The sequence below is a fragment of the Shewanella sp. WE21 genome, from assembly GCF_002966515.1.
Classification (GTDB): domain Bacteria; phylum Pseudomonadota; class Gammaproteobacteria; order Enterobacterales; family Shewanellaceae; genus Shewanella; species Shewanella oncorhynchi.
In genome coordinates this window covers 1,498,051-1,523,053 of record NZ_CP023019.1, presented here as the reverse complement: position 1 = coordinate 1,523,053, position 25,003 = coordinate 1,498,051, and the positions used below count along the sequence as shown (strand labels likewise).

Below are 25,003 nucleotides of genomic sequence, written 5' to 3'. Positions count from 1 at the left end.
GTCTCGATATTAGCCCGATAAAGCCTTTACTTTGTCGGGCTTTTTACTGGCCGTTTTTGTCGTGTTAAAGCATTTCTGTGGGATTGAATAACTTAGCCACACTTTGACAAATGGTTTCTCTAATCCATTTATGCCCTTGATCTTCATCATTTCTTTGATGCCATAACAGCACATAGGCCATTGGCATAAATTCGAAAGGCAGTGGCAGTTGTTTGAGCGGATAAAGTTGGCAGGCGTGACGGGCAAAGCTCGACGGCAGAGTGAAGATTAAATTGCTGTGGGCGCAAACGCTGGCGGCACCATAAAAGTCGGGTACAGTCGTGCTGATCCGGCGTCTATGCCCAAGATCGGCAAGAAAGTAATCCAGTGCCCACCAATCACTACCTTCACAACGAACCTGCACATGGGCCATATCGAGGTAAAGGGGTAAATTCCATTGTTCTGAGGTGAGCGCCGCCATCAGCGGGTGATCCTCTCGCACTAAGCAGATTTGTTGATCGGTAAATAATGTTTGATAGGCAATCCCTTCGGGCAGGCGATCCACTTGAAAATCCGACAGTGGATGCAAATCCCGCCCTGAAATGCCAAAGTCGATTTGCCCTTGCTGCAAATCCTGCATCGATTTTTCGGTCCAGACATAGGAGTCGAGTTTGACGTTGGGTGCAGTGGTCAGCATAGGGCCGATAAAATATGGGATTAAGGTTTCATAGGCGCTTTCCACCATGGCAAAAGAAAATTGTCGATTGCTACTGGCAGGATTAAAGGTCGGAGGCTGAGTGAGTTGATACAAGTCTTGCAATATATTCGGCAGTTTTTGCCCAAGAATGAGGGCGTGCGCGGTGGGTTTTAAGCCATGCGCCGTGCGCTGAAATAGGGGATCATCTAAGGTTTCTCTGAGTCGATTTAAGCTCTTACTGAGGGCTGACTGGCTTATATGTAATCGGCTGGCGGCGCGAGTGACACTCTGCTCCTCTAGCAGTACTTTGAGTATGACCAGCAAGTTCAAATCGATTCTGGCTAAGTTGTCGATATTCACAGATATTCCTCAGAGGAAATTTACTTTGGAAATTATACCATTTCTGTTCATACCTTGAGTTAATTAAAATAGCGCCCACTGAAATACCTTTCCCTGATCAACTGAGATTATTTATGCGGCGCAATCTGTTACCTATCCTGATGTCTATGGTGCTGCTCAGCCCATTAGCCATCGATATTTATTTACCTTCAATGCCAACTATGGCGACAGAATTCGCCGTATCTGCCAGTGATGTGCAATCCACACTCGTATTGTTTTTATTCGCCATGGGCTTAGGCCAAGTGCTGATTGGGCCATTAGCCGACCGTTATGGCCGCCGTCCTGTGGCCATTTTCGGGGTCTTACTCTACGGCGCAAGTAGTCTTCTCGCTGCCGCGGCCATCGAGTTTCATTGGTTACAGATTGCTCGTGTGCTGCAAGGTTTAGCCGCCTGTTCAACTTCTATCGTGGTGTTTAGTGCGGTGCGCGACTGCTACTCACAAAAAGAAGGCGCTAAAATTTACAGTTACTTAAATGGCGCGATTTGCGTGATCCCAGCTTTAGCACCAACCTTAGGTGGCTTGCTAGCGATGCAATTCGGCTGGCGTTCAACCTTCGTTTTCATGACGTTATATGCCATGTTGATGATGCTCGTTGTCGGTTATCGCTTACCTGAGACTCGTCCAGCCAACACTGTTACTACTGGTCCACTTTACCGTTGGGGTAGATTCAAACCTGTGCTCGGTAACACCCACTTTTTGTTTTATGCCTTTGCTTGTATGTCTGCTATGGCGGCTATTTTGAGTTATGTGTCTTATGCGCCTGTGTGGTTGATTGGGCATTTAGGGGTTTCTGAGCTGGCGTTTAGTGGTTTATTCGGTCTCAATGCTGTGTTTAATATCGTGGCCTGTTTTGCGGCACCGATCATTATTCGCAAACTGGGTAATCGTCCAACGGTTATTTTGGCTCTGTCTTTACTCGTTTTGTCTTCAGTGGCGACAGTGGCGGGCCAACAGTTTGGCCCAAATACAGGGATGGCAGCAGCTTTTAACTTCATGTTACCTATGATGTTGTTATGTGTGGGATTTGCCTTCTTACTCGGCCCCGCGACGAGTATGGCGCTGTCAGCTTTCGGTGAGCGAGCGGGGACTGCCGCGGCTATGCTAGGTTTTATTCAGATGAGTGGTGCATCCGTTTTAGCTGGACTTATACAGCAAACGAATTTAACTGCACCTTACGCAGTGGCACTCGTCATGGGCGTGTTTTCTATCGGTTTATTGTTGATGATGGCGCTGAGTCGATTCGACCACTGGCACCAAGAGCAGTTAGTTGGCGAGCATTAGTTCGCGGCACTGATTAATTACAGAGTACACCCTTTACCCACAGTTTGTTTGACCGCGAACTGTGGGTATTTTTTATTGTGTCTAATACCCTTTTATCCTTTGGTATACTCGTAAAATAACTCACTAAACCGAGGGTAAAGCTTGTCCCGTCACTATTGTGTTATCTGTCGTTATCCGCAGAATGCTTGCTTATGTGCGAGTGTTAAGCCTATTTCTCCAATGACTCAGTTGGTGGTTTTACAGCACCCGAGTGAAGTCGAACATAAGAAGAATAGTGTGCGGGTATTGAGTCTTGCTGTACCTAAAACGCAAGTTTATGTGGGTGAAAGCGAGTCTGATTTCAACGGTTTACGGGAATATTTAGCGGCGTGTAATAAGCCTATTTATCTCGTCTATCCCTCTGCGTTAAGTGTAAGTGTTGAACAGCAAAGTATTAATCCTGATTGTATATTGCTGTTGCTCGATGGCACTTGGCGTAAGGCATTCAAAATGCAGCAGCTGAATCCTTGGTTAGCCCAGTATCCTGCGGTGCATTTGGCTGAAGGTTATGAATCGCGCTATCGGATCCGTAAATCGAGTCGTAGCGATAGTTTATCGACCTTAGAAGCTTGCGCTTATATGTTAAGCGCCCTTGATCCTACCCTTGATGTTCAGCCGTTAATGATGGCATTTGATGCTATGGTGGAACTGCGGATTAAGGCGATGCCGAGTACAGTGCAGGCCCGTTATCAGAACTCAAATGAATCCAGTGGTAAGGTATAGTTGATGGAGTTAAGGCTATTGAGTCTTAGATGTTTTAGGTATGAATTAGTGCTTTTAAGTTATTGAGTTTTTGAGACTCCGTACGAATTAAAATAGTCAAAATCTTATTCAGATCACGCTAACTTAATGTGAAATACGGTTTAATAACTAGGATTCATTTGCGCAGCAAATGATGAGATAGCTTTGCCAGCCAATTGCTTTGCAGGGGAGTGATTCCATTCATTACTATTAGTAAATGGCGTGCTGGCAGGGCTATCGAGCTTTAAATATGGTTTTTTTATTGATAATGATGAGAGCGCTTTGCCAGGCCATCACTGGCTTTGCAGGGGAGTGATTCCATTCATTACTATTAGTAAATGGCGTGCTGGCAGGGCTATCGAGCTTAAATATAGTGTTTTTATTGATAATGATGAGAGCGCTTTGCCAGGCCATCACTGGCTTTGCAGGGGAGTGATTCCATTCATTACTATTAGTAAATGGCGTGCTGGCAGGGCTATCGAGCTTTAAATATGGTTTTTTTATTGATAATGATGAGAGCGCTTTGCCAGGCCATCATTGGCTTTGCAGGGGAGTAGATTCCATTCATTACTATTAGTAAATGGCGTGCTGGCAGGGCTATCGAGCTTAAAATATGGTTTTTTTTATTGATAATGATGAGAGCGCTTTGCCAGGCCATCACTGGCTTTGCAGGGGAGTGATTCCATTCATTACTATTAGTAAATGGCGTGCTGGCAGGGCTATCGAGCTTAAATCATATGTTTTCTGCAAGAAAATCTTTCCCCTTCGTTCGCGACCCATCAGAATATTTCGATAAAACCTTAGCGGAATCTTTCGTTTTCCGTTGTAAACGTTGAGAGCGTTAATTCGGTACGCAAGTCGGATTATCGAGCCGATGCGAACATCGGCAGTCCTAAATCTGTTCTAGGCTAAGCGTTTTTCAGCAAGAAAGGCTTGGGTGAAGTTTTCGACTGAACTCGGGTAGCCAAATAGAAATCCTTGGGCGAAACCTTGGCCCATGTCAGTCATTATGTCTTTTTGTTGTTGAGTTTCAATACCTTCTGCGACGAAGTGAATGTCGAGTGCTTGTGCGAGTTGCACTATAGCATTGCAGAGCTTTTGTCCTGAGACTTCGTTTAAGCGCAAGGCAAACTCGGCATCAATTTTGACGCTGTCTATTGGCAAAGTCCCTAAGCGACTGAGTGACGATAACCCAGTTCCAAAATCATCGATGGCAATGCTGACACCTAACGCTTTGATACGATTGAGTGTGAGTCGTGCTTGCTCCGGTTGTCGTAACAATGCCGATTCGGTAATTTCTAAAATCAGTGCTTCAGCGGGTAACTTCGCCATTTCTAAGGTATTTATCACTTGGTCGATAAAATCTAAGTGTTCCAATTGCAGTGGTGACACATTGACTGAAATTCTAAAGTCGGGTTGATAATGTGCTCGCCAGAGGGCCGCTTGTACACAGGCCTGTTCTAATACCCATTGGCCAATGCTGACAATTAATCCTGTTTCCTCAAGTAATGGCACAAAGTCGGCAGCTTCATAATATTCTGTCGGTGACTTCTGCCAGCGGAGCAGGGCTTCGGCAGCAATAGTTTGATTTGTGTGTAAATCGACTATGGCTTGATAAGCGAGAGTGAATTGTTTTAGGCTATGCGCATGCCTTAGGTTATTGATTAACTGTAATTTTAACTCGGCTGCTAGGCTCATTTCCTTATCGTAAAACACGAGATGCGGTAAGCTCTTTTTAGCGCAATACATGGCAGTATCGGCAAGACTAATCAGCTGTCCCGCTTGGTTACTGTGGGTAGGAAATAGCGCAATGCCTATGCTAGTGCCGAGGAAGAACTTTTGGCCTTCAATTTCAAAGGGGCTCTCAAATAAGCTGAGAATCTGCTCTGCAAACAGCTGAATTTCATCTTTACAGCTACAGTCTTGCAGCACTAAGGTAAATTCATCTCCTCCCATACGGGCTATATCGGCCTTTTCGATACAACCTGCTTCGAGTCTGGCTGCGACGAGTTGTAATACTCTATCGCCCATGGAGTGACCGAAGCTGTCATTGATATTCTTGAAACCATTGAGATCTAAAAACATCAACGCGCCCAGTGCGAGGGGATCAGTTTTAAGTTTTTCGAGGGCACTATTGAGGATCTGTTTAAGATGGAACCGGTTAGGTAATCCAGTCAAGGTATCGTACATAGCCCGAGTTGTTAGCTGGGTTTCTAATAGTTTCTTCGTACTAATATCACTGAAAATATTCACATTATAATGAGCATCATCTTCAGTGACGATTTTACGACTGCTCTGCCAAGCAGGGAAGTTACTGCCATCTGAACGTCTTTTCCACGTTTCGCCCTGCCAAAATCCCCTTTGTTTCAAGGCGATTTGGCATTCGGTTTCTTCCCCCATATTATGGGTTCTTACCTCTAAAAATTCAGGGGTTTTACTGATGAGCTGCTCAGCGCTATAGCCGCAAATACGGCACATGGCTTTATTGACAGCCAAAATTTGATTATCAGTGTCAGTGATATACACAGCTTCGGCACTTTCTTCGAGCGTGGTCGACAAAATTTCTTTGGGAATATGAGCAAAACCATCAGAAATCGTTTCGCGCATTTGATTGCGGCGATTAAGAGCTTGTAATTCAACGAGTACTACGGGCTGTTGTTGCAGATAACAGCGATAGAGATTAATTCGAGTCGGCAGTTCATTGCCTTGTTGGCTCATGTGCAGCCAGTTGAATTCAACATTATTGCCTGCAATGGCTTCGAGGATCATTTCCCGCGCAAATTCAACACTATTGCGGCCTGAAGATTGGATCCTCGGAGAAAAATCATAGGGAGTCGCATTCACAAAAGCATCGTATTCAGTCTCAAAATAACTGAGGGTGGCTTGGTTGGCACTAATAAAGCTAAAGCCTTGAATTAAGGCTAAGGGGGTTTTATGGGGATGTGCTTGCCAGAGAGACAGCTTTTCTTGCAGTACAGGATCATCTGTACTGAGTTTCTTAAGTAAGTGTTGCCATCTGATCATTCAGGATACTCCCTTGTGACGCAAAATAGTCACATCCCATTTTTAGGTCTTCGTTGAACACGAAGTTGCCCAATAGTACATCATTCCAATGGGGTTAAAAATAAACCTAATTGTTGTTTCACTCAAATAGAAACTTAAAAAGTGTAGTTTAAGACTTGTATTCAAGCATATTTTTTAAGAACACCTGCTGCATATTTCAAGCTTAGGCAGATTTTATGCTATGTTTTGCACATCTTGCGTGAATTGGCTTTTATCATTGATTCATTCAATTATCGAATAAAGGAGATAGGAAATGGCGTATTTATTTAAAGTGTTAATCTCTAAAATATTAATATCGCTAGCCCTCATCTTTAATTTTCATCTCGCGTTAGCGCATGCCGCCGAGGCGCCAAAGCCTAGATTGACCCTAGAGCAAAAAGCCGATAAGGCACGCATCGACTCACAGCGATTAGAACAGGCTCAATTAGAAAAGGCCCGTCAAGCCACTAAAGAGACGACAGAGCGGGAAGATAAAATTAAGCAACAATCCCAAACCAACGATTGGGAAGCACAGCAAAAACTTAAGGCACAAAAACAGTTCGACGAAAGAGAAAGTCGCGAGCAAAAATATTTACGGGAAGCAAAAGATGCCGCCGCAAAAGAGCGTAAAATCCCTAAACCTTAATCAGGCCATCGACATAGTCGATTTCAGCTGGTCAGTGCTAGCATTATTTGTGGGCATTATGACTATTCTCATTACTATGCACCTTACTATCACTAGGAATTGTTGTTGAATATCTGCCCCTTATGTCATGGCGTTGAATTACTCACTTATCATCAAGATAGGAAGCGCAGTTACCAGCAATGCCAAACCTGCCAACTGGTGAGCGTGCCTTCTGAGTTTTATCTTTCGGCCGAGGCAGAAAAAGCCGAGTACGATAAGCACGAGAATCATGCCAATGATCTTGGCTATCAAACCTTTTTAAATCGCACACTTGAGCCACTACTTAGCCGTGTTAGCACTTCGGCCCAAGGGCTCGATTTTGGCTGCGGCGAAGGCAAAGCCTTGAGCTTGATGGCAAAGGCGCGGGGTTATCAGATAGATAATTACGACCTTTATTACGCTAATAACCCAGAAACCTTAGTCCGCCAATACGACTTTATTACCTTAACCGAAGTCATAGAGCATGTGAGTGATGCTAACGCTCTGCTTGAGCAGCTAAATAAGCTATTAAAACCTAAAGGCATTTTGGCTGTGATGACCAAGCGGGTACAAAATCAAACCGCATTTGCCCGTTGGCACTATAAAAATGACCCTACCCACATCAATTTTTACGCCGAAGCGACCTTTGAGTGGTTCGCGCATCACTATGGCTGGCGACTCGAAATTATCGATAAAGACGTAGTCTTCTTGCATAAAGATATGCATAAAGGAATTTATCAGTCGAGTTAATGCTGTTGTCGCTTAAATGTACTTATCATCAATTTGTGACGCTACAGATGCTTGATTTTCTATGGGTTTTGTTGCAATGCCAGTGGCTATTACTAATACCTCAAGCTCAGACTTAAGATTAGGGTTAACTGTTAGCCCGATAATCACTAGGGCATCATAGGGGAGTTTTTTGTTTACTGCACGCCTATCTGATTGTATTAACTGAGTTCTATGGTGTTCCTCGCGACGACACTCACAATTGCCGCCAGTGCTTGGTCTATATCATCGAGTAGTGGATGTTGCACCGAACGTTTACTCGTATTCTGCGTGTGGTTTGCAAGACGCTCGACTAATTCATTCACCGATATTTTGCGGGGCGAGCGAGGGGTCAAACTGAGTAAGGGTCACTTGACGCTGAAAATTAGGCTGTATATCTAGGGTCTGTTGATCTTTCGAGAGTGATTTTTAGACAGCATGGCAAGACGTTATAATTTGCTTCGCCAAAAGTAACCATAACCTCAAGCCATGCCAAGACTTATGCTAACCGATGCACGCTGGGAAAAGCTATTTCATTTAATGAAAAGCACAGGCCGTGTTTATGACAAACCTGAACATAGACAAACATTCGAAGGTATTCTTTACCGCCTTAGAACAGGTATCCCTTGGCGAGATTTACCTAAAGAGTTCGGTCATTGGAGCACGGTCTTTAGACGGTTTCATTTATGGTCTAAGAAAGGCGTTCTAGCACATTTATTCAAGGCCTTAGCCAACCTTGCTGATATAGAATGGGTCTTTATTGATGGCTCGATAGTGCGGGCTCACCAGCACAGTGCAGGTGCAGCGACGCTAAGTAATGAGAGTATTGGTAAAAGTCGAGGCGGTAATTCAACCAAAATTCACTTAGCCGTCGACAGCGGAGGATTACCGATTTATTTCGAATTATCAGAAGGCCAAAAACACGATATTACACACGCCCCCAGCTTAATTGAGCACCTGAAGCAGGTTGATACCGTCATTGCAGATAAAGGTTATGACAGCGATGCTTTTCGTGAACTTATCGCAAATAAAGGCGGGAAATCTGTTATTCCAAGGCGCCGCTATAAGAATACACCTCAAGAAAGAGTCGATTGGTGCTTATATCGGTATCGACATTTAGTGGAGAATGCTTTTGGAAGAATTAAGCACTATCGAGCAATATCAACAAGATATGACAAGCTAGCAAGAAATTACGCCAGTATGGTGTCACTGGCGTTTATGTTAATGTGGCTGCCGATGTATTGCTGAACAACATTTGTACAGCAAAGATCAACAGACCCTAGTTAATAAGGTATGACTGGAATAGCGGCTTTGTAAGTAATAGAAGGCTGCGACAGAATCTGTCGTAGCAATATGAAAATAGAATTTATGTGGTTAATTCGATTAACTAAGTTCGCCAAGTGTATATGTTCGCGGTATAAAGCAAATGGATTAATACTGCGGCCAAGTGTCAAGATGAAGGAATAAATACAATGGATGTTAAGACGTATCTACAAGCATTGAGTGCTATTTACGCCAACATGAATCAAACATTAGAACTGGATCGTGGCTTATCAAACTCAGTTTTAGATGAAGCCGAAAAACAATTAGGTTTTACATTTGTTTCTCCGTTAAGGGAGCTTTGGGGATATGCCAATGGCGGCAATGAGTGGAGCACAGTCTTTGCCCGGAAAGATTACTTTTGCCGGTATGATTTTTTGTCTTTAGCCTCATCTCTTACATATCGTGACCGAATGAAAAAACGGGCCCAGCACTACGCTAATTACCAAGAACCAGAAGTGCGGGATCCCAAAATTCAATCGGGGTGGTATCAAGAAGGTTGGCTGCCCTTTGCCCAATTTGGGGGTGGCACATTACTCTTGATTGCAGATCATTCGCCCTCGGCATTAGGTAAAATGGGACAAGTGATCGCATACACCCATGACCCCGATATGATGGACTTTATCAGCCCAAACCTAAGCCAATTTTTTGCACAATCCTTGACGCAAATCGCGCTATATCCAGATGAATTAATTGAGGATTAAGGATAACAAAAATGTACGCCCCCTTATTCAACAAACCGAGTGAACTGATTATTGAAGGTGAGCTTCAGGGCAACGATAAGTTACGCATAAAAATGCTCGAAGACGTTTCTCTGATGACACCAGAAACGAAGTATCAAATTCTAAATGCTATGCTCAAAATGCATAAGTACTTTGAAGATTATTGCGGTGATTTGGAGGTTTCTTTAAATACCATCAATGAAATAGCCGCAAATACCCAGCCGTTGTACATTATATTGGATGACACCAGCACAATGGAGACTCGGGCAATTCGTTATCATTACTCCTGCAACTGGGAAACCGATCATGGGGTAGAGGTGATGGTACTCAATGGTAATCAAGTGATTTTTGTGGGCAACTGCGGTTACACCTATGGTGTGTTATTAGCCTCCATTGATAGTACTTTATCCCTTCAAGATGAAGAGCTTAATTTTCTGTGAGTTGCTGACTAAATTTCATTACCGTTATTCCCGCGCAATACTGTGTTCCTCAGAAAGGCAATTTTAGCTAGGCATTTTAGCCAGACATCCATATATGATGGCTCTGGTTCAAGTAATTTTAGCCAGTACAGGTGGTAGAGAAACCGAAAGTGCATTATGTTGTTGATTTAGAATGGGTGGCTAGACTTTGGCTGGTAAACTAAGCTAAGGAGCCAAAACGTAACAAAGCGTTTAAAATCCTTCGCTTTACTCACTGGAAGTTCAAACTGCTGCTTCAGTTTGAAACTCCTTTAACACGGCGTTAACCTCCTATGACACCTGAATATCTAGCCAAACAAGTTGAATTTATTGACTGGCTCTCGGCTGCAAGTCCCATTGAAGGCGTATTGGGTTCTACATATGGATGGGAATGGCTGCCTACAAGCAGAGATCAAGAGGATCCTTTGAATGGTCCGAAAAAATTGGAAGAAACAAAAGACGCGGAGATGCTTGTGTATAAATCGGCGCTCAGATCTCTGAGAAAAATTGGCCGGTCACATCCTTTGCTTGTGTATGGTCCTCATGATTTTACTGAGAGCTTTAGAGGCGGCGCACTCTTTGCCTTCAAAATGGAAGCGAGAGAGGCCGCTCTCAGACAAAAGGGCGTATGGAGTGAGGTGGCTGAGTTGTATAGCCAAGGCCGATGGCCATGTGGTTTTAAAGAAAATCGTGAATTTGTTGTTTTGTGACTAAAGCTAACTATGCCAAGCATTGGGACAGCTTTTCCGTTGCCTTGAGTTTCTTTAACTGAGATCCGCCATCCCTATCTTTTTTCAGGTTGATTTATCTAAAAGCTGGATTCCCGCCCACAAGCATTGCGGGAATGACGGTTAAAGACAGCCTCTAATGAAGCACAGTCTCTTTTACCTTTATCATTAAATCTATTAACAATTCTTCCTTGTCCGTGTAGTTTAGGTAGCTTATAAAAACAACAATAGGCTATCGCTATGACTTTACCCTCTGTATCACTTGCTGCATCAACATCATTTGAATTTAAGCCTCTAGTAAATAAATCCTGTTTTTCCAATACCTTACTCGCTTCAGCCTTAGCCTTGAGCTTTATGGGCGCGGGTTTGAGTTCGGCGCAAGCGGCGGCCAGTGCTATGCCTGATGCGGCTAAGTTGGCGGCGGGTGTGGAGCAAAAGGTGATCGACTGGCGCCGTGATTTGCATCAACACCCTGAGTTGTCTAACCGTGAGTTTCGTACCAGCAAGATTATTGAAAAACATCTGAAATCCTTAGGGTTAGAGGTACAAACGGGTGTGGCGCATACAGGCGTGGTGGCCATTTTGAAAGGCGGAAAGCTGAAAGGTGGCAAGCCTGGTCCGCTGATTGCGATTCGAGCAGATATGGATGCACTGCCTGTGACTGAAGTGGTCGATGTGCCTTTTGCCTCTAAGGTGACTGACACTTATCGCGATCAAAAGGTGGGGGTGATGCATGCCTGTGGGCACGATACCCATGTGGCCATGTTGATGGGCGTGGCCGAAAACTTGGTTAAAGTGAAAGACAGCCTAGCGGGGGATGTGATGTTTATCTTCCAACCCGCTGAAGAAGGTGCGCCAGAGGGTGAAGAGGGCGGTGCGGAATTGATGCTCAAAGAAGGGCTGTTTGCTCAGCGCAAACCCGAGCAAGTATTTGGTATGCATGTCACCTCGAGTATGCCGAGTGGCATGATTGGCCTGCGCAGTGGTCCAGCAATGGCGAGTGAAGACTCTTTTACTATCAAAGTGAAAGGCAGCCAAACCCATGGTTCGCGTCCTTGGAATGGGGTCGATCCTATTGTCGCTGCGGCACAAATTATCACTAACGTGCAAACGATCGTCAGCCGTCAGGTGGATATCACTAAAGCGCCGGCAGTGGTGAGTTTTGGCGCGGTCAATGGCGGTATTCGCTCTAATATTATTCCCGATGAAGTCGAGCTGATTGGTACAATTCGTACCTTCGACCAACCTATGCGCGCAGATATTAAACTGCGTTTAGCGCAAATGGCCGAGTTATCGGCAAAAACGCTTGGTGCGACTGCGACGACTGAGATCCATCAAGGTTATCCTGTGGTGGTCAATAATCCTGAATTAGTCGCCAGCATGCGGCCTGTGCTTGCGAGCGTGGTGGGCGATAAGATGCTGATTGAACCCGGGTTAATCACAGGTGCCGAAGACTTTGCTTACTATGCCTTAGAAACGCCGGGGATGTTTTTCTTCCTCGGGGTGACGCCAAAGGGAACGGACCCTGAAACGGCGGCCAGCAATCATTCGCCGGCATTTTATGTGGATGAAAGCGCGCTAAAAGTGGGCGTTGAGGCCATGACCAAAGTGGCGTTAACGGCGCTCAAAGCCCAATAAGTGGCTAATGCATTATTCCGTAAGCGCTGCGGTATAACTTGAGCTTACAAAAAATCGGCGCGGGATACGCTTCCTGCGCTTGATTTGTTAAACAATTTACCTCTATATGTGGATATTTACAGCAAGGAGCGAACAAGATGAAGCGCACGCTATCGGCTCTGGTTTTGGCCATGGGACTTTTGAACCCCCTAAGCCAAGCACAGGCCACCACGGCAGAAGACATTAAGAGTTTCACGCTAGATAACGGCATGAAAATCATGGTGCTAGAAGATGCCTCTATTCCCAATGCCAACATGTATTTATTTTGGAAGGTCGGTTCACGTAACGAAGTGCCCGGCATTACTGGTATTTCGCACTTTTTCGAACACATGATGTTCAACGGTTCGAAAAAGTACGGCCCGAAAATGTTCGACCGCACTATGGAAGCCGCCGGTGGCGCGAACAATGCGTATACCACTGAAGACATGACGGTTTATACCGATTGGTTCCCCGCCAATGCGCTCGAAACTATGTTCGATCTCGAGGCTGACCGCATCGCTAACTTAGATATCAACCAAGCCATGGTCGATAGCGAACGTGGCGTAGTGCAGTCGGAGCGTTCCACTGGCTTAGAAAACTCTAACTGGAATGCCCTCGAAGGCGAAATCAAAGGCGTGGCGTTTTTAGCCCACCCTTATTCTTGGTCGGTGATCGGTCACGAGTCGGATATCGCCGCTTGGTCGCTGGAAGATTTAGTCCAGTACCATAAAACCTATTACGCGCCGAACAATGCCGTGGTCGTGATTGCCGGCGATGTAAAGCTTGCCCAAGTAAAAGCCTTGGCAGACAAGTACTTTGCGCCTATTCCGGCACAGACTCCGTCTAAAGCGATTCGCACTGTCGAACCTGAGCAAAAGGGTGAGCGTCGCACCTTTGTGCAGAAGGCATCGGTCAGCACACCTAACGTAATGTTGGCGTACCATATTCCGGCGGCAACCCATGCGGATTTTTATGCGCTGGACTTATTAAGCTCGATTCTAAGTCAAGGTAATAGCTCGCGTTTATATCAATCATTGGTTGATAAACAAGTGGCCTTAGAAGCGCAAACCTACATGCCGATGTCGGTCGATCCTAACCTCTTCTATGTGATGGGCGTTGCTACACCTGAGGTGAAAGCCTCGACGCTGGAGCATGCGTTGATTGAACAAATCGATGCGATTGCGACAACGGGTGTTACCCAGCAAGAACTGGATAAAGTTAAAAATATTAAGTTGATGGATTTTTATCGTTCGATGGAAACCATTAATGGTAAGGCTAATACCATAGGCACCTATGAGATGTATTTTGGCAGTTACGACAAGTTATTTAATACACCTGAAGCCTATAACAAGGTGACGCCTGCGGATATTCAACGAGTTGCCCAAACCTACTTACGTAAATCGAATCGCACTGTGGCTGTGCTGGCGGCAACCGAGGAGTCCTCCTTATGAAATCGATAGCAGTGAAATCGACAGCAGTGAAATCACTTAAGATGGCATCACTTGGGAAATCGTCTAAGTTAATGGCAGCATTGGCTTTAGGCACAAGCTTAGTCTTAGCGGGCTGCGCGGCGACATCGGCACCAAAGCGGGTCGATACTGGCAGCTTTGCGATGCCAAGTTACGATAAGTTTGTGTTAGATAACGGCTTAACTGTGTACTTAATGCCGCAGCGCGAAGTGCCGTTAATTACCTTAAATGCCGTGGTACGCGCCGGTGCTGTGAATGACACCACCGCAGGCGTGGCACAAATGACGGCAGAAGGCTTGCTGTTAGGTGCGGCGGGGAAATCTAAGGCAGATATCGAGCAGCAAGTGGATTTTCTCGGCGCAAGCTTAGTGGCCGAAGCGGATAAGGAAGGCAGTTATCTGAGTGCTGACTTTATGGCGAAGGACATTGACTTGATGCTGGGCTTATTTAGCGCGGCGATGTTAACGCCTGATTTTGATGCCGCCGAGTTCGATAAACTCAAACAGCGCGCGATTGCTGGGCTGCAGCAGGATAAAGAAAGCCCACGAGCTGTGATTGGTCGTTACTTCGATAAGCTCGTATTTGGTGCACATCCTTATGGTAATGCGGCTTCGGGTAACAGTGATTCGCTTGAACAAGTGACTGTGTCGCAGCTGCGCGCCTTCCATAAGGGTTACTATCAGCCTTCCAATACTGCGATAACTGTCGTGGGTGACTTTGATGTGGCGACGATGAAAGCCAAGTTGACGCAAACCTTTGGTCAGTGGCAGGGCAGCGAAAAACTGGTACAACCTGATTTAAACCAAGGTTTGCCTCAGTTGACCGAGGCCAAAGTCTTGCTGGTGGATAAACCAGATGCAATCGAAACTACTTTTGTGATCGGGGGCTTAGGTATTAGTCGTGACAATCCAGACTATGTAGGTTTAACGGTAGTGAACACTATTTTAGGTGGTCGTTTTACCTCTTGGCTTAACGACGAGCTGCGGGTGAACGCAGGCTTAACCTATGGCGCACGCTCAGGTTTTAGCCCTTATACCGATTCGGGCGTATTCACAATCAGTACTTTCACTAAGACGGAAACCACTCAAGAAGCGATGGATTTAGCCTTGAAAACCTATGCTCGTTTATGGGAAAAAGGTGTAGATCAAGCGACCTTAGATTCGGCTAAAGCCTATGTTAAGGGTCAGTTCCCGCCTCAGTTTGAAACCTCAGGTCAGCTGGCGGGATTGTTGTCTGGCATGTATCTATACGGCTTCGATGATAAGTTTATCAATGAGTTCCAAGCTAAGGTGGATGGTTTGACCTTAGAAGAAACCCAAAGGTTAGTGAAAACTTACTTCCCGCAAAAAGATCTGCAATTTGTGCTGATTGGCAATGCGGCTAAGATTGCACCTATTGCTGCTAAGTACGGCAAAGTGCAAACTGTCGATATTAAAGCCACGGGATTTGGTCAATAAGCTATCATTTCGAGGCTTGATTCAATAAAGAAAAGGTCTGCATAGTGCAGACCTTTTGCTTTTCTGTTCTAGGTTTAGCGTTTATTGTCCACCCGGCTTAGCATAATGGGTCATCCAATCCTTCACTTGGTTATACCAATAGATAGAGTTATTGGGTTTCATAACCCAATGGTTTTCATCGGGGAAATAAATCATCCGTGATTCCACATTGCGAGTTTGCAGGGTGCGGAACAGTTCAAACCCTTGCCCCACTGGTACCCGGTAGTCGAGCTGACCGTGGCTGACTAAGGTCGGAGTGTTAAAGTTAGCTGCAAAGTAATGCGGAGAAATGGCTTTATACAGTTCAGGATTATCCCAGTAGTTGCCAAATCGAGTGCTGTGCACGGCAAAATCCGACGCCATTTGTGAATACATGTCGTAAACCGCAGCGTGGATTAGTAAGGCTTTAAAGGGATGTGGTTGACCTAAAATAATTGAGGTCAGATAACCACCGTAACTTGCACCACCCGCCACCATGCGGTCGCTGTCTATCCAGCTTTGCTGTTTAAACCAGTCGGCTGCCTTGAGCACATCTTCGAGGGATTTATTCTTCCAATCTGGGTTAATCGCATCGGCAAACGCTTGTCCGAAGCCGCTAGAACCGTGGAAGTTTGGCCAAGCAGTGACATATCCCCAAGAGGCGAAGGTTTGTGCGTTCCAACGGTAATGGAAACCGTCGGTAATGGCGTTATGTGGCCCGCCGTGAACCAGCATAAAGAGGGGATATTTTTTACTGCGATCGAATCCGGGGGGATAGTGAACCCACATTTGAATATCTTGATTTTGATATCCCTTGTAGGTCACTGATTCGTAAGTGCCTAAATCAACATCTTTGAGAATATCGTCATTAAAATTCTCTAGGCGTACCGTCTTACCATTGCGGGGATTAATGCTGACCAAGCGCGCTGGGTGCAAAAAGCTCTCGTTGGTGGCAATCAGTTCACCGTCTTTACCTGTGGCGGGTTGGCTAAAGTCAGTTGCCTCTGTAATGGCTTTGACTTTACCGTTTTTGGCATCGATATGATAAATGCGGTTAGTGGCGGCATCTTCGATGGTGGCATAAAAGCCTTTACTGTCGGGGGTCCAATTAAATTGGCTAACCGAACGATCCCACTCTGGTGTTAGCGTATTAAGTTTACGGCTATCGATATCCAGTAACATCAGCCTTGAAGTATCGGCATAGAAACCGGGGATTTTCTGACGGGTAAAAGCCAACGTTTTGCCATTGGGGCTAAAGCTGGGATCAGCATCTGCGGCTTGATTTTCTGGGGTGATATTCTCTGCTTTACCACTGCCAATCGTCGCAAGGAAAATATCCAGTTTAGGGTCGATACGGTTGTCTGAGCCATAAGTACTGAAGGCAATTAAGCGTTCATTAGGCGAAATATCGTAACTTGAACTGCTTTGGCTCGAGCGTGGTAACTCATGGCCGAGCGCTTGCGTCACGGATTCGACTTCGCCGCCCGAAGCGGGGATCCTAAATATATGGGCTTGGCGACGTTCATCTAACCAGTGATCAAACTGAGCGTAGGGCAAAGCGTTCCACTGGCGAGCGGAGACCTTATTGTCTTCGTCGGCTTTTAGTTGGGTCTTCATCTCGTCCCATGTTTGATTTGGGAATACATTGCTGATGAAATACAAATGCTTGCCAACCCATTTAATACCATTTACGCCAGTAGGTATGTCGGTTAAGCGTTGCGCTTCACCCGGACCGTCCATAGGCAATAGGTAGATTTGGCCTGCGTCGTCTTCATTTCGCTCACTCACAAAGGCCAAGGTTTTACCGTCGGGCGAAAACACGGGCTCGCTCACCTTTAACCCTTTGACTGTAATCGCGCGATTATTTTTACCTTCGCCATCAAAACGCCATAACTGGGTCGAACCTTTATCTTCCTTCAGATCATATTCTGTGACTGGCGCAATAATATGCTCACCAGAGGGCGATACGACTGGGCTACCAATACGCTTAAGTTGCCAGAGCAATTCCACCGAGAGCGGTTTACCCTGCTCCGCAAATGCTGAGCCGAATGGCATCAACAGACAGAGCAATAAGATTCCTATCTTCTTCACTGTGAGTCTCCTTATCATACATATAGTTATAATGATTTTATTTGTGGTGCAGATTCGAGAGTATAGAAACCGAGCATGAAAGCAAACTGAGTGATAACTCATAGCGGGACGCTTTGTGTAAGCATCTGTGAATAGTTGTCGGCTAATTGTGATTTGTTGATGGCAGAATTACAGGCTAATCTAGGGTGATATTTCGGCTGAGGACTAGGTAGATGCAGAATAAAATCAACCGATTAAGACTATTATGGGGAGTGACAATTGCACTGAGTGCTACTATTCCTCTGGCTGCGCACGCGGCTAAGGTGAGTTTTAGTGAGTTTTGCCCTCAGTTTACTGGTCAATGGGTGGGCGATGCAGCCAAGGTGGGGGAAGTGCCACGAAAAGTCACAGTCACCGGATTTTGCTCCCATGATAAGCGGCAGCTGTTATTGTCTGTGAGTGTTGGCACGCGTGCGCCCTATAGTGAAACCTGGTGGTTTAGGGAGCAGGGCGAGCAAGTGTTGTTGACCTATTACGATGGCGTGTCCCAAGAGAAGCAGCAAGTCTTTAGCTTATATCGTCAAAATGGCGATTATTCTTTGCTGGGTGAGGGCGTGGTGACTGCCCGGTCTGCGTTAATTCAATTACTGTTCGAGGCAAAGGGGGCGGGTGCTCAAGCTAACGCATGGCAATGGACGCAGAATATTCAATATTTAGACGATGATGTTGATCGCTATCAGCTTTTTCGCGGGATAGAGATGACGCCAGTCGCGCCATCTCCTTAGCCGCAAATCCGCAATTTACCTTCGATAGCGCTTAAAGTGCGCCAGCAAAATCCAGTTGGCGCCACGCTTCGTAGCTGATAATCGCCACTGCATTGGAGAGATTGAGGCTACGGCTGGTGGCCGCCATGGGGATGCGTAGTCTCTGCTCAGTGGGGATGGATTCGATAATCGCCATCGGTAAACCTCGGGTTTCTGGGCCGAATAGCAGCACATCGTCTTTGGCAAAACTCAGCTCAGTATGCGGGCGACTCCCCTTAGTGGTGCAGGCCATAATGCGCTTGCCCGTCATGGCTTCGAGGAAAGTATCGAAGTCTTTATGGCGAGTCACATTGGTTAAGTCGGCATAGTCCAAACCCGCGCGGCGTAGCTTTTTCTCTTCTAGATCAAAACCTAATGGCTCAATCAAATGCAGCTGGCAGCCATTGTTTGCGCAAAGGCGAATGATATTACCTGTGTTAGGTGCGATTTCTGGCTCATAGAGTGCGATATGGAACATACTGGCCCGCCTGTAGAAAATGACGGCCGATTATACGGCAAACGGTGCCCAAGCGCAGTGTCTGTTGTGGGTGGATTTGGCTAAGTTCATGCAATAGAGGTTGTGATAGGTGGAATTGTTATCTCAAGGCTTGCCTGTTTTATTATCTCAAAGTAATATATCTCAATATCGAGATACTTTTTAAGAAGTCATTATGCCCTTTATTATTGCGTTACTCGCTCCTGTATTTTGGGGGACGACCTATGCGTTAGTGAGTCTCTACTTACATGACATGTCGCCCTACTGGGTAGCCGTGTGGCGTGCCTTGCCTGCGGGGATATTAATGCTGATGCTGCGTCCTCGTTTGCCAACTTTGGTTTGGTCAAAGCTTGGTTTGCTGGCTTTTTGTAATATCGGTGCCTTCTTCACTTTGCTATTTATCGGTGCGTATCGTTTGCCGGGCGCAGTGGCGGGTACCTTAGGGGCTACGCTGCCGTTAATTTTCTTAATTTTAGCTTGGGTGATTGATAAAAAACGCCCAGGAATGAAGTGGTTATTATTAGGCTTAATGGGTCTTGGTGGGGTGATTTTACTGCTTAACCCTTCGGCGGATCTCGATCCTATCGGCGTGTTGTGCATGTTGAGCGCCACGACGTTAATTGCCTTTTCTTCTCGCTGGATGCAAAAGTGGGATGTGGGTGACTTTTTAGTGCTGACCGCGTGGCAGCTATTATTAGGCGGTTTGATGTTGATCCCACTGGCTTGGTTTATGGCAGGGCCACCGCAGCTACCGAGTATGACGCTTGTACCTTCACTGATATGGTTAGTGATTGCCAACACCGCCGTTGCCTATTGGGCTTGGCTATGGTCTATGCGAAACTTAGGGCCAGAAATCATGGGTATGGTCGCTTTAGTCAACCCTGTGGTTGCCGTATCATTAGGGGTCATGATTGTGGGGGAAACTTTAGATATGCGCCAATGGATGGGAATAGCTGTGATTTTATTGTCACTGTTATTGATGAAGTTGCCGCAGAATTTAAGGTTAAATCCATTTAAAAAAGTGCAACCCTAGTCATTATTTTGGGGTGAATGAGGCATAGATGCTAAAACGTTTGGATCTGAATTTACTGCCCGTACTCGAAATCCTACTTGAGGAACAAAGCGTGACCGCTGCAGCTGCGCGGTTGCATTTGAGCCAGTCGGCGGTGAGTAAACAGCTCACACGTCTGAGGGAAGTATTTGATGATCCTTTATTTGAGCGTACCGCCTACGGCCTAAAACCGACACCCAAGGCTTTGTCACTCGCGCCTGAGTTGCGCCAATGCTTACAGCAATTGGCGCAATTTACTCGGCCGGACACCTTCGAACCCGCCTTGAGCCAACGACAGTTTAGAATGCATTTGGTCGAAACCACCTATTCACTGACCTTTCCTCATTTTATGCCCATGTTGCTCACTCAAGCGCCCGGTGTGAGTCTCAATTGCCAAACGTGGCGACTCGATACCATGGACAGATTACTGCGCTGCGACATCGACTTAGCCATAGGTTGCCGCGAGTGGGACGAGCGCTCGCCCATGCATGTGAATAATATTCCCGATGACTTATGCCATGTTGAGTTAGTGCAGGATTCTCCTGTGTGTTTGATGCGCCGTGATCATCCGGCGTTAACACAAGAATGGAATTTAGATACCTTCTTGAGTTATCGCCATCTGCAAGTGGCCTTTGGCGGTTTAGAGCATTGGTTACTGGATGATGTGTTGCAACTCGAGGGCCGTAAACGGGATATTGCCGTGAATATGACCGACTTTCAGAGTGCTCTCACCCTGTGTGAACAGAGCGATTTGATCCTCTGTGCACCTTCGCGCTATGCCTTGGCTGTGATGAAGTCTTTTGAGCTTCAGTCTTTACCATCACCCATCAAGCTGATCCCCGGTGCGTATTTATTGATGTGGCACAAACACTTCGAACACGACTTGAGCCATAAATGGCTGCGAGAGTTGATTATTAGCCAAGTGCGAGATAATAATTTATCATTATAAATTAATAGCTTGTATCGTTTTCCTCCCTGTTTTTAATGGTTGATTTAAGTTCATCGTCCCAGTGGCATCTTGTTTTTTTGTAGGAAATATCTTAATTGGATTTTGACTACTGTAAATAATAGATAAGTAAATATAATGCCAGAGCACCACCTTTGCGAGTTGGTCAAATTTATAGCTAGGGACCTCGGGGCTAAACTTCTCGAAGGTAATTTTCGAAGGCCTATAATTTATTTAGAAGAGATGGTTCTCTTTTTTATTACATAGGTTTAAGTTTTATTATGATTAAATAGGTTGAAACTTTGCTTGATATTCAATTTTTTGGTTTAACTTTATATTCAATTGGATTGTTTTTAGGTTCATTTATAGTGCTATTTCTGTCCGCTTGGATTGGGAAAAAAGTTATCGGTAGGAAGGGCGTTAGTAATAATGAGGGCGATGAAGATTTTAGAGTAATACTAGGAGCTACTTTATCTCTTCTTGGTTTAATTATTGGTTTTACGTTATCGATGTCAATAAGTGGCTTCAATAGTCGGCAGGCAGCGGAAGAGTATGAGGCTTTTGTTATTCGTACTGGTTTTATGCGAGCAGATTTATTGACTGAATCGAGCCGTGATTTAATGAAGGCCACACTACGAGAATATTTACAGCAACGAATTAATATTTATGATGCACAATCGCCTGAAGGTATTGACTTTATTAGGATGAAAGTGTTGGATTTGCAGAAAGTATTATGGGAAACAGCGGTGCATGAAACTACCCAGAAACAAACTCCTGTGACCTCATTAGTGATTGCCAGTATTAACGAAATTGTACTCGCTCAACAGAAAACCTTTGCTGGATGGCGTCATCAAATTCCATTAGCAGCTTGGATTTTATTGGTGGTTATTGCAATTAATTGCAATATATTGATTGGTTATAATGCAAGGAAAGTTAAAGGGAAGTTAGGTTTGTTATTTATCTTACCTGCAATGATTTCATTATCATTCTTGATGATTGCTGAAATAGACGCTCCAGGGAAAGGTATTATAAAAGTGACACCTATTAATTTACAAGCTCTAGCTAACATGCTTAATAAATAATTGTAAATTAGTTTTTATCAATTTAAATTCATATCGAATAGTATATTGCTGAGTGCTGGGGCACGATTATGATAATTATCTGTAAAATCTGCCTGACTAAAGTATTGGCTAAGTGCATTGAGCGCTTCTTTCACTTTTGCGGGCTGCTTATCCCGCGCCGACGTTACGCTATAAACACTGTAGGTATTGAGTGACCATTCGGGTAATAGGGTGACCAGTTGGCCGCTTTCGAGGTATTTGTGTACTTCAGGTTCGGGCAGGGCGGCAAATCCTAGACCATCGAGTGTGAGTTGAATTAACGCCTGCATATTGTTGACGCTAATTCGCTGGCTTGTCAGTTCAAAACACTCTTGGCTGAAGGCGTGGGTTAAGATATCGCCTTTAGCATAAGTGTGATAGATCCGATTTAATTCAGTTAACTCCTTTGGGTGGCTAAGGTTTTTATGCATTGGCAGATAATTGGGTGAGGCGCACAGTAACATACGCCAATCGGCTAAATGGCGGGCAATTAGGTTGGAATCCGATAAGGGGCCGATGCAAATCGCCAGATCGATACCGTCGTTGACTATATCTATCGGGCCATCTTGCAGTAGTAAATTCAAACTTATCTGTGGATGTGCTGCCAACAGGTAATTAAAAGGTTCGCTTAACAGGCCGCCGCCAAATCCTATAGGCGCGGCAATCTTTAATTCCCCTGATGGAATACCTTTCAAGTTATTAAGTTTCTGCTCCGTGCTTTCGACTATCGCTATGACCTTGCGGCAATTCTCATAGAACAAACTGCCCGCTTCGGTGAGTGTGAGGTTGCGGGTATTGCGGTGGAATAGGCTGATCCCCATGTCCATTTCAAGCTTGGTCACTTGCTGACTTACCGCCGACGAGCTGAGATTTAATTGCTGCGCTGCGGCACTCATTGAGCCCTTTTCTGCGATTGTCGCAAAAACGATCATCCCTTTGATCATGTTTTTATTCATTTTTAAGTAACTCTTACAAGTGAATACCTAAAGTCTAACTTGAGCTGATTGTAACATAGAGATACATTGCCGTATTGAAAATTGTTCTCATTTACAATCTTTGCTCTAATGGAGACTTGTCGGTTATGTTGTTAAGTCGTAAGAAGTACCTCGCTCAAGTGATCACCGCTTTATGTTTGTTGCCCACAGTACCAGTAACAAATGCCCTTGCGGATACCGCATCAGATAAAGAAAAGATGATGGAAAGAATCGTGGTGACTGCATCGGGATTTGAACAGCAAATTCGCGATGCGCCAGCTTCTATCAGCGTGATCACCCGTGAGGATCTGGATAACCGCTTCTACCGCGACTTAACCGATGCCATGTTAGAAGTGCCCGGCGTGGTGATTACGGGCGGTGCAGACCGTCAGGATATCAGTCTGCGGGGCATGGGTAGCCAATACACGTTAATTTTAGTGGATGGTAAACGCCAATCCTCGCGCGAGACACGGACCAACAGTGACGGCCCAGGCGTTGAAGGCGCTTGGACACCACCATTGGCTGCTATCGATAGAATTGAGATCGTTCGCGGGCCTATGTCATCACTTTATGGTTCGGATGCCATTGGTGGGGTAATTAACATTATCACTCGCAAAGTGCCAAACGAGTGGCAGGGTGAGGTGCGACTCGACAGCACTTTGCAGGAAAAATCTGACTCGGGAAATGTGTATCAAGGCAACTTTTTCGTCAACGGTGGTTTGATCAAAGATCTGCTAGGGATGCAACTTTATGGTCAATATACCCAGCGTGAAGAAGATCAAATCTATGGTGGTTACCGAGGTCGCGATGCGACTAACTTGACCGCGAGGTTTGCGCTCACACCCAATGAAAATCACGATATCATGTTTGAAGTTGGTACTTCTAACCAAGAACTCGACAGCAGTTTAGGTAAAACCGTCACACCGTTAGCACCGGGCGAAGCCTGTGGTCGTCGCGGTTGCCCTGAATCTTCAACGACAGAATATGAAAACAGCACCTTCTCCCTTTCACATACAGGTCGTTGGGACTTTGGTACTTCGGATAGCTATATCAAGCATGAAGTGTTTGATAATAAAACCCGTAAGATGAAAATCACTAACACGGATGCGCAATCTAGCCTTATCACTACGTTAGGCCAAAGTCATACAGCGACCTTTGGCGCAGCATTCAACCATCAAGATCTCACCGACGAAACAGGTAACCAAGTGAGTGACTTAACTGATATTAGTCGCAAACAATGGTCGGTGTTTTCAGAGGATGAATGGCGCATTGTCGATAGCTTTGCTCTGACCATGGGGCTGCGTTTGGATGATGATGAAAACTTTGGTAATCATGTCAGTCCGCGCGTTTATGGAGTGTGGGGATTAACCGACAGCACCACCTTAAAGGGCGGTGTATCAACAGGCTTTAGGGCGCCGAGTTTGCGCCAGACAGTGCCCGACTGGGGGCAAGTCAGCCGCGGTGGCAACATGTACGGTAATCCAGATTTACAACCTGAAACTTCAGTTAACTACGAGTTAGGTTTGTATTCTGATCTGACCGAGAGCATTACCGCTAGCGCGGGTGTGTTCTATAACGAGTTTAATGACAAGATCACCCGCGTTGCCTGTCCTGCGACTCAATGTACCGATGGTCCAAATCAATTTGGTTCTAATCCGACGACTTATGTGAACGTCGACGAAGCTGTGACCCAAGGGATTGAACTGAGTATCGACTATCGCATTCGCTCAAACTTGAGTTTGACAGGTAACTATACCTATACGGATTCGGAGCAAAAGACAGGTGTTTATAAAGGTAGCCCATTGAATCAATTGCCTAAGCATTTGATCCAAGCGTCTTTCAACTACGAGCCTATTGATAATTTAAGTACTTGGTTGAGGGTGAACTACCGTGGCGAAGAGAGCCAACCGACGACAGGACCTTCATCGAGCAGTTTAATCGCCCCTTCTTATACTCTGCTGGATTTTGGGGCTAACTATCAGTTGAACGATAGCTTGAAATTTAGTGCGGGCATTTATAACGCCTTCGATAAGGAAATTACCCAAGAGGAATACGGTTATATCGAAGATGGCCGACGTTACTGGTTAGGTATGACTTATAGTTTTTAAATTAAAAATAGCGAGTTA

23 protein-coding genes are annotated in these 25,003 nt (G+C 45.4%); 17 read left to right on the top strand and 6 right to left on the bottom strand.

Annotated features, from left to right (window positions below; genetic code table 11):
• Window positions 1–64: 64 nt before the first annotated feature.
• Window positions 65–1,036, bottom strand: coding sequence for a LysR family transcriptional regulator (locus tag CKQ84_RS06505; protein WP_105250584.1), 972 nt, complete (start codon window positions 1,034–1,036; stop codon window positions 65–67).
• A gap of 113 nt (window positions 1,037–1,149) precedes the next feature.
• Here CKQ84_RS06505 and CKQ84_RS06500 point away from each other — a divergent pair, with 113 nt between their 5' ends.
• From CKQ84_RS06500 to CKQ84_RS23735, 3 genes are all read left to right on the top strand, one after another.
• Complete coding sequence (locus CKQ84_RS06500) at window positions 1,150–2,358, top strand: multidrug effflux MFS transporter (protein WP_105250583.1); 1,209 nt, start codon at window positions 1,150–1,152, stop codon at window positions 2,356–2,358.
• A 141-nt stretch (window positions 2,359–2,499) separates the two neighbouring features.
• Window positions 2,500–3,120: a tRNA-uridine aminocarboxypropyltransferase gene (locus CKQ84_RS06495; protein ID WP_105250582.1), complete on the top strand. Its 621-nt coding sequence runs from the start codon at window positions 2,500–2,502 to the stop codon at window positions 3,118–3,120.
• Window positions 3,121–3,360: 240 nt separating this feature from the next.
• On the top strand, window positions 3,361–3,627 hold the full coding sequence (locus CKQ84_RS23735) for a hypothetical protein (RefSeq protein WP_158682998.1): 267 nt from the start codon (window positions 3,361–3,363) through the stop codon (window positions 3,625–3,627).
• A gap of 414 nt (window positions 3,628–4,041) precedes the next feature.
• On the opposite strand, the gene CKQ84_RS06480 is transcribed toward CKQ84_RS23735, so the two are convergent.
• The gene (locus CKQ84_RS06480; protein ID WP_105250579.1) at window positions 4,042–6,162 is read right to left on the bottom strand and encodes a bifunctional diguanylate cyclase/phosphodiesterase; all 2,121 of its coding nucleotides are present in this window, start codon (window positions 6,160–6,162) and stop codon (window positions 4,042–4,044) included.
• Between the two features lie 292 nt (window positions 6,163–6,454).
• Here CKQ84_RS06480 and CKQ84_RS06475 point away from each other — a divergent pair, with 292 nt between their 5' ends.
• Entirely contained in the window at window positions 6,455–6,826 is a 372-nt protein-coding gene (locus CKQ84_RS06475; RefSeq protein ID WP_173248155.1) for a hypothetical protein, read from the top strand.
• Between the two features lie 105 nt (window positions 6,827–6,931).
• Window positions 6,932–7,594: a class I SAM-dependent methyltransferase gene (locus tag CKQ84_RS06470; RefSeq protein ID WP_105250578.1), complete on the top strand. Its 663-nt coding sequence runs from the start codon at window positions 6,932–6,934 to the stop codon at window positions 7,592–7,594.
• 197 nt (window positions 7,595–7,791) lie between these two features.
• Here CKQ84_RS06470 and CKQ84_RS23985 read toward each other — a convergent pair whose 3' ends face one another.
• Window positions 7,792–7,935, bottom strand: coding sequence for a hypothetical protein (locus CKQ84_RS23985; protein ID WP_254053164.1), 144 nt, complete (start codon window positions 7,933–7,935; stop codon window positions 7,792–7,794).
• Window positions 7,936–8,098: 163 nt separating this feature from the next.
• Here CKQ84_RS23985 and CKQ84_RS06460 point away from each other — a divergent pair, with 163 nt between their 5' ends.
• The 7 genes from CKQ84_RS06460 (at window position 8,099) to CKQ84_RS06430 (ending at window position 15,419) form a co-directional block, all read left to right on the top strand.
• Window positions 8,099–8,857, top strand: a complete 759-nt coding sequence (locus CKQ84_RS06460; protein ID WP_011071076.1) for an IS5-like element ISSod6 family transposase — start codon at window positions 8,099–8,101, stop codon at window positions 8,855–8,857.
• Window positions 8,858–9,081: 224 nt separating this feature from the next.
• Window positions 9,082–9,633: an SMI1/KNR4 family protein gene (locus CKQ84_RS06455; protein ID WP_105250577.1), complete on the top strand. Its 552-nt coding sequence runs from the start codon at window positions 9,082–9,084 to the stop codon at window positions 9,631–9,633.
• A gap of 11 nt (window positions 9,634–9,644) precedes the next feature.
• Window positions 9,645–10,091, top strand: a complete 447-nt coding sequence (locus CKQ84_RS06450; RefSeq protein WP_105250576.1) for a hypothetical protein — start codon at window positions 9,645–9,647, stop codon at window positions 10,089–10,091.
• Between the two features lie 311 nt (window positions 10,092–10,402).
• Window positions 10,403–10,819, top strand: coding sequence for a hypothetical protein (locus CKQ84_RS06445; RefSeq protein WP_105250575.1), 417 nt, complete (start codon window positions 10,403–10,405; stop codon window positions 10,817–10,819).
• Window positions 10,820–11,077: 258 nt separating this feature from the next.
• Complete coding sequence (locus tag CKQ84_RS06440) at window positions 11,078–12,475, top strand: amidohydrolase (protein ID WP_105250574.1); 1,398 nt, start codon at window positions 11,078–11,080, stop codon at window positions 12,473–12,475.
• 137 nt (window positions 12,476–12,612) lie between these two features.
• Entirely contained in the window at window positions 12,613–13,944 is a 1,332-nt protein-coding gene (locus CKQ84_RS06435) for a pitrilysin family protein (RefSeq protein WP_105250573.1), read from the top strand.
• A complete protein-coding gene (locus tag CKQ84_RS06430) occupies window positions 13,941–15,419 on the top strand; it encodes a pitrilysin family protein (RefSeq protein WP_105250572.1) in 1,479 nt (492 codons plus the stop codon). The genes CKQ84_RS06435 and CKQ84_RS06430 overlap by 4 nt, the downstream gene beginning before the upstream one ends.
• A gap of 81 nt (window positions 15,420–15,500) precedes the next feature.
• Here the strand turns inward: CKQ84_RS06430 and CKQ84_RS06425 are convergent, their stop codons facing one another.
• Window positions 15,501–17,528, bottom strand: coding sequence for a S9 family peptidase (locus CKQ84_RS06425; RefSeq protein WP_105250571.1), 2,028 nt, complete (start codon window positions 17,526–17,528; stop codon window positions 15,501–15,503).
• A gap of 212 nt (window positions 17,529–17,740) precedes the next feature.
• Between CKQ84_RS06425 and CKQ84_RS06420 the strand changes: the two genes are divergently transcribed.
• On the top strand, window positions 17,741–18,292 hold the full coding sequence (locus tag CKQ84_RS06420) for a hypothetical protein (protein ID WP_105250570.1): 552 nt from the start codon (window positions 17,741–17,743) through the stop codon (window positions 18,290–18,292).
• Between the two features lie 31 nt (window positions 18,293–18,323).
• Here the strand turns inward: CKQ84_RS06420 and trmL are convergent, their stop codons facing one another.
• Complete coding sequence (gene trmL, locus CKQ84_RS06415; protein ID WP_105250569.1) at window positions 18,324–18,788, bottom strand: tRNA (uridine(34)/cytosine(34)/5-carboxymethylaminomethyluridine(34)-2'-O)-methyltransferase TrmL; 465 nt, start codon at window positions 18,786–18,788, stop codon at window positions 18,324–18,326.
• A gap of 193 nt (window positions 18,789–18,981) precedes the next feature.
• Between trmL and CKQ84_RS06410 the strand changes: the two genes are divergently transcribed.
• The 3 genes from CKQ84_RS06410 to CKQ84_RS06400 all read left to right on the top strand — a co-directional run bounded on the left by CKQ84_RS06410 (window position 18,982) and on the right by CKQ84_RS06400 (window position 21,885).
• Complete coding sequence (locus tag CKQ84_RS06410) at window positions 18,982–19,839, top strand: DMT family transporter (RefSeq protein WP_105250568.1); 858 nt, start codon at window positions 18,982–18,984, stop codon at window positions 19,837–19,839.
• Window positions 19,840–19,867: 28 nt separating this feature from the next.
• The gene (locus CKQ84_RS06405; protein WP_105250567.1) at window positions 19,868–20,806 is read left to right on the top strand and encodes a LysR family transcriptional regulator; all 939 of its coding nucleotides are present in this window, start codon (window positions 19,868–19,870) and stop codon (window positions 20,804–20,806) included.
• 299 nt (window positions 20,807–21,105) lie between these two features.
• On the top strand, window positions 21,106–21,885 hold the full coding sequence (locus tag CKQ84_RS06400) for a hypothetical protein (protein ID WP_105250566.1): 780 nt from the start codon (window positions 21,106–21,108) through the stop codon (window positions 21,883–21,885).
• Window positions 21,886–21,902: 17 nt separating this feature from the next.
• Here CKQ84_RS06400 and CKQ84_RS06395 read toward each other — a convergent pair whose 3' ends face one another.
• Window positions 21,903–22,859: a LysR family transcriptional regulator gene (locus CKQ84_RS06395; protein ID WP_254053163.1), complete on the bottom strand. Its 957-nt coding sequence runs from the start codon at window positions 22,857–22,859 to the stop codon at window positions 21,903–21,905.
• Between the two features lie 125 nt (window positions 22,860–22,984).
• Between CKQ84_RS06395 and CKQ84_RS06390 the strand changes: the two genes are divergently transcribed.
• A complete protein-coding gene (locus CKQ84_RS06390) occupies window positions 22,985–24,985 on the top strand; it encodes a ligand-gated channel protein (RefSeq protein WP_105250565.1) in 2,001 nt (666 codons plus the stop codon).
• Window positions 24,986–25,003: the final 18 nt, after the last annotated feature.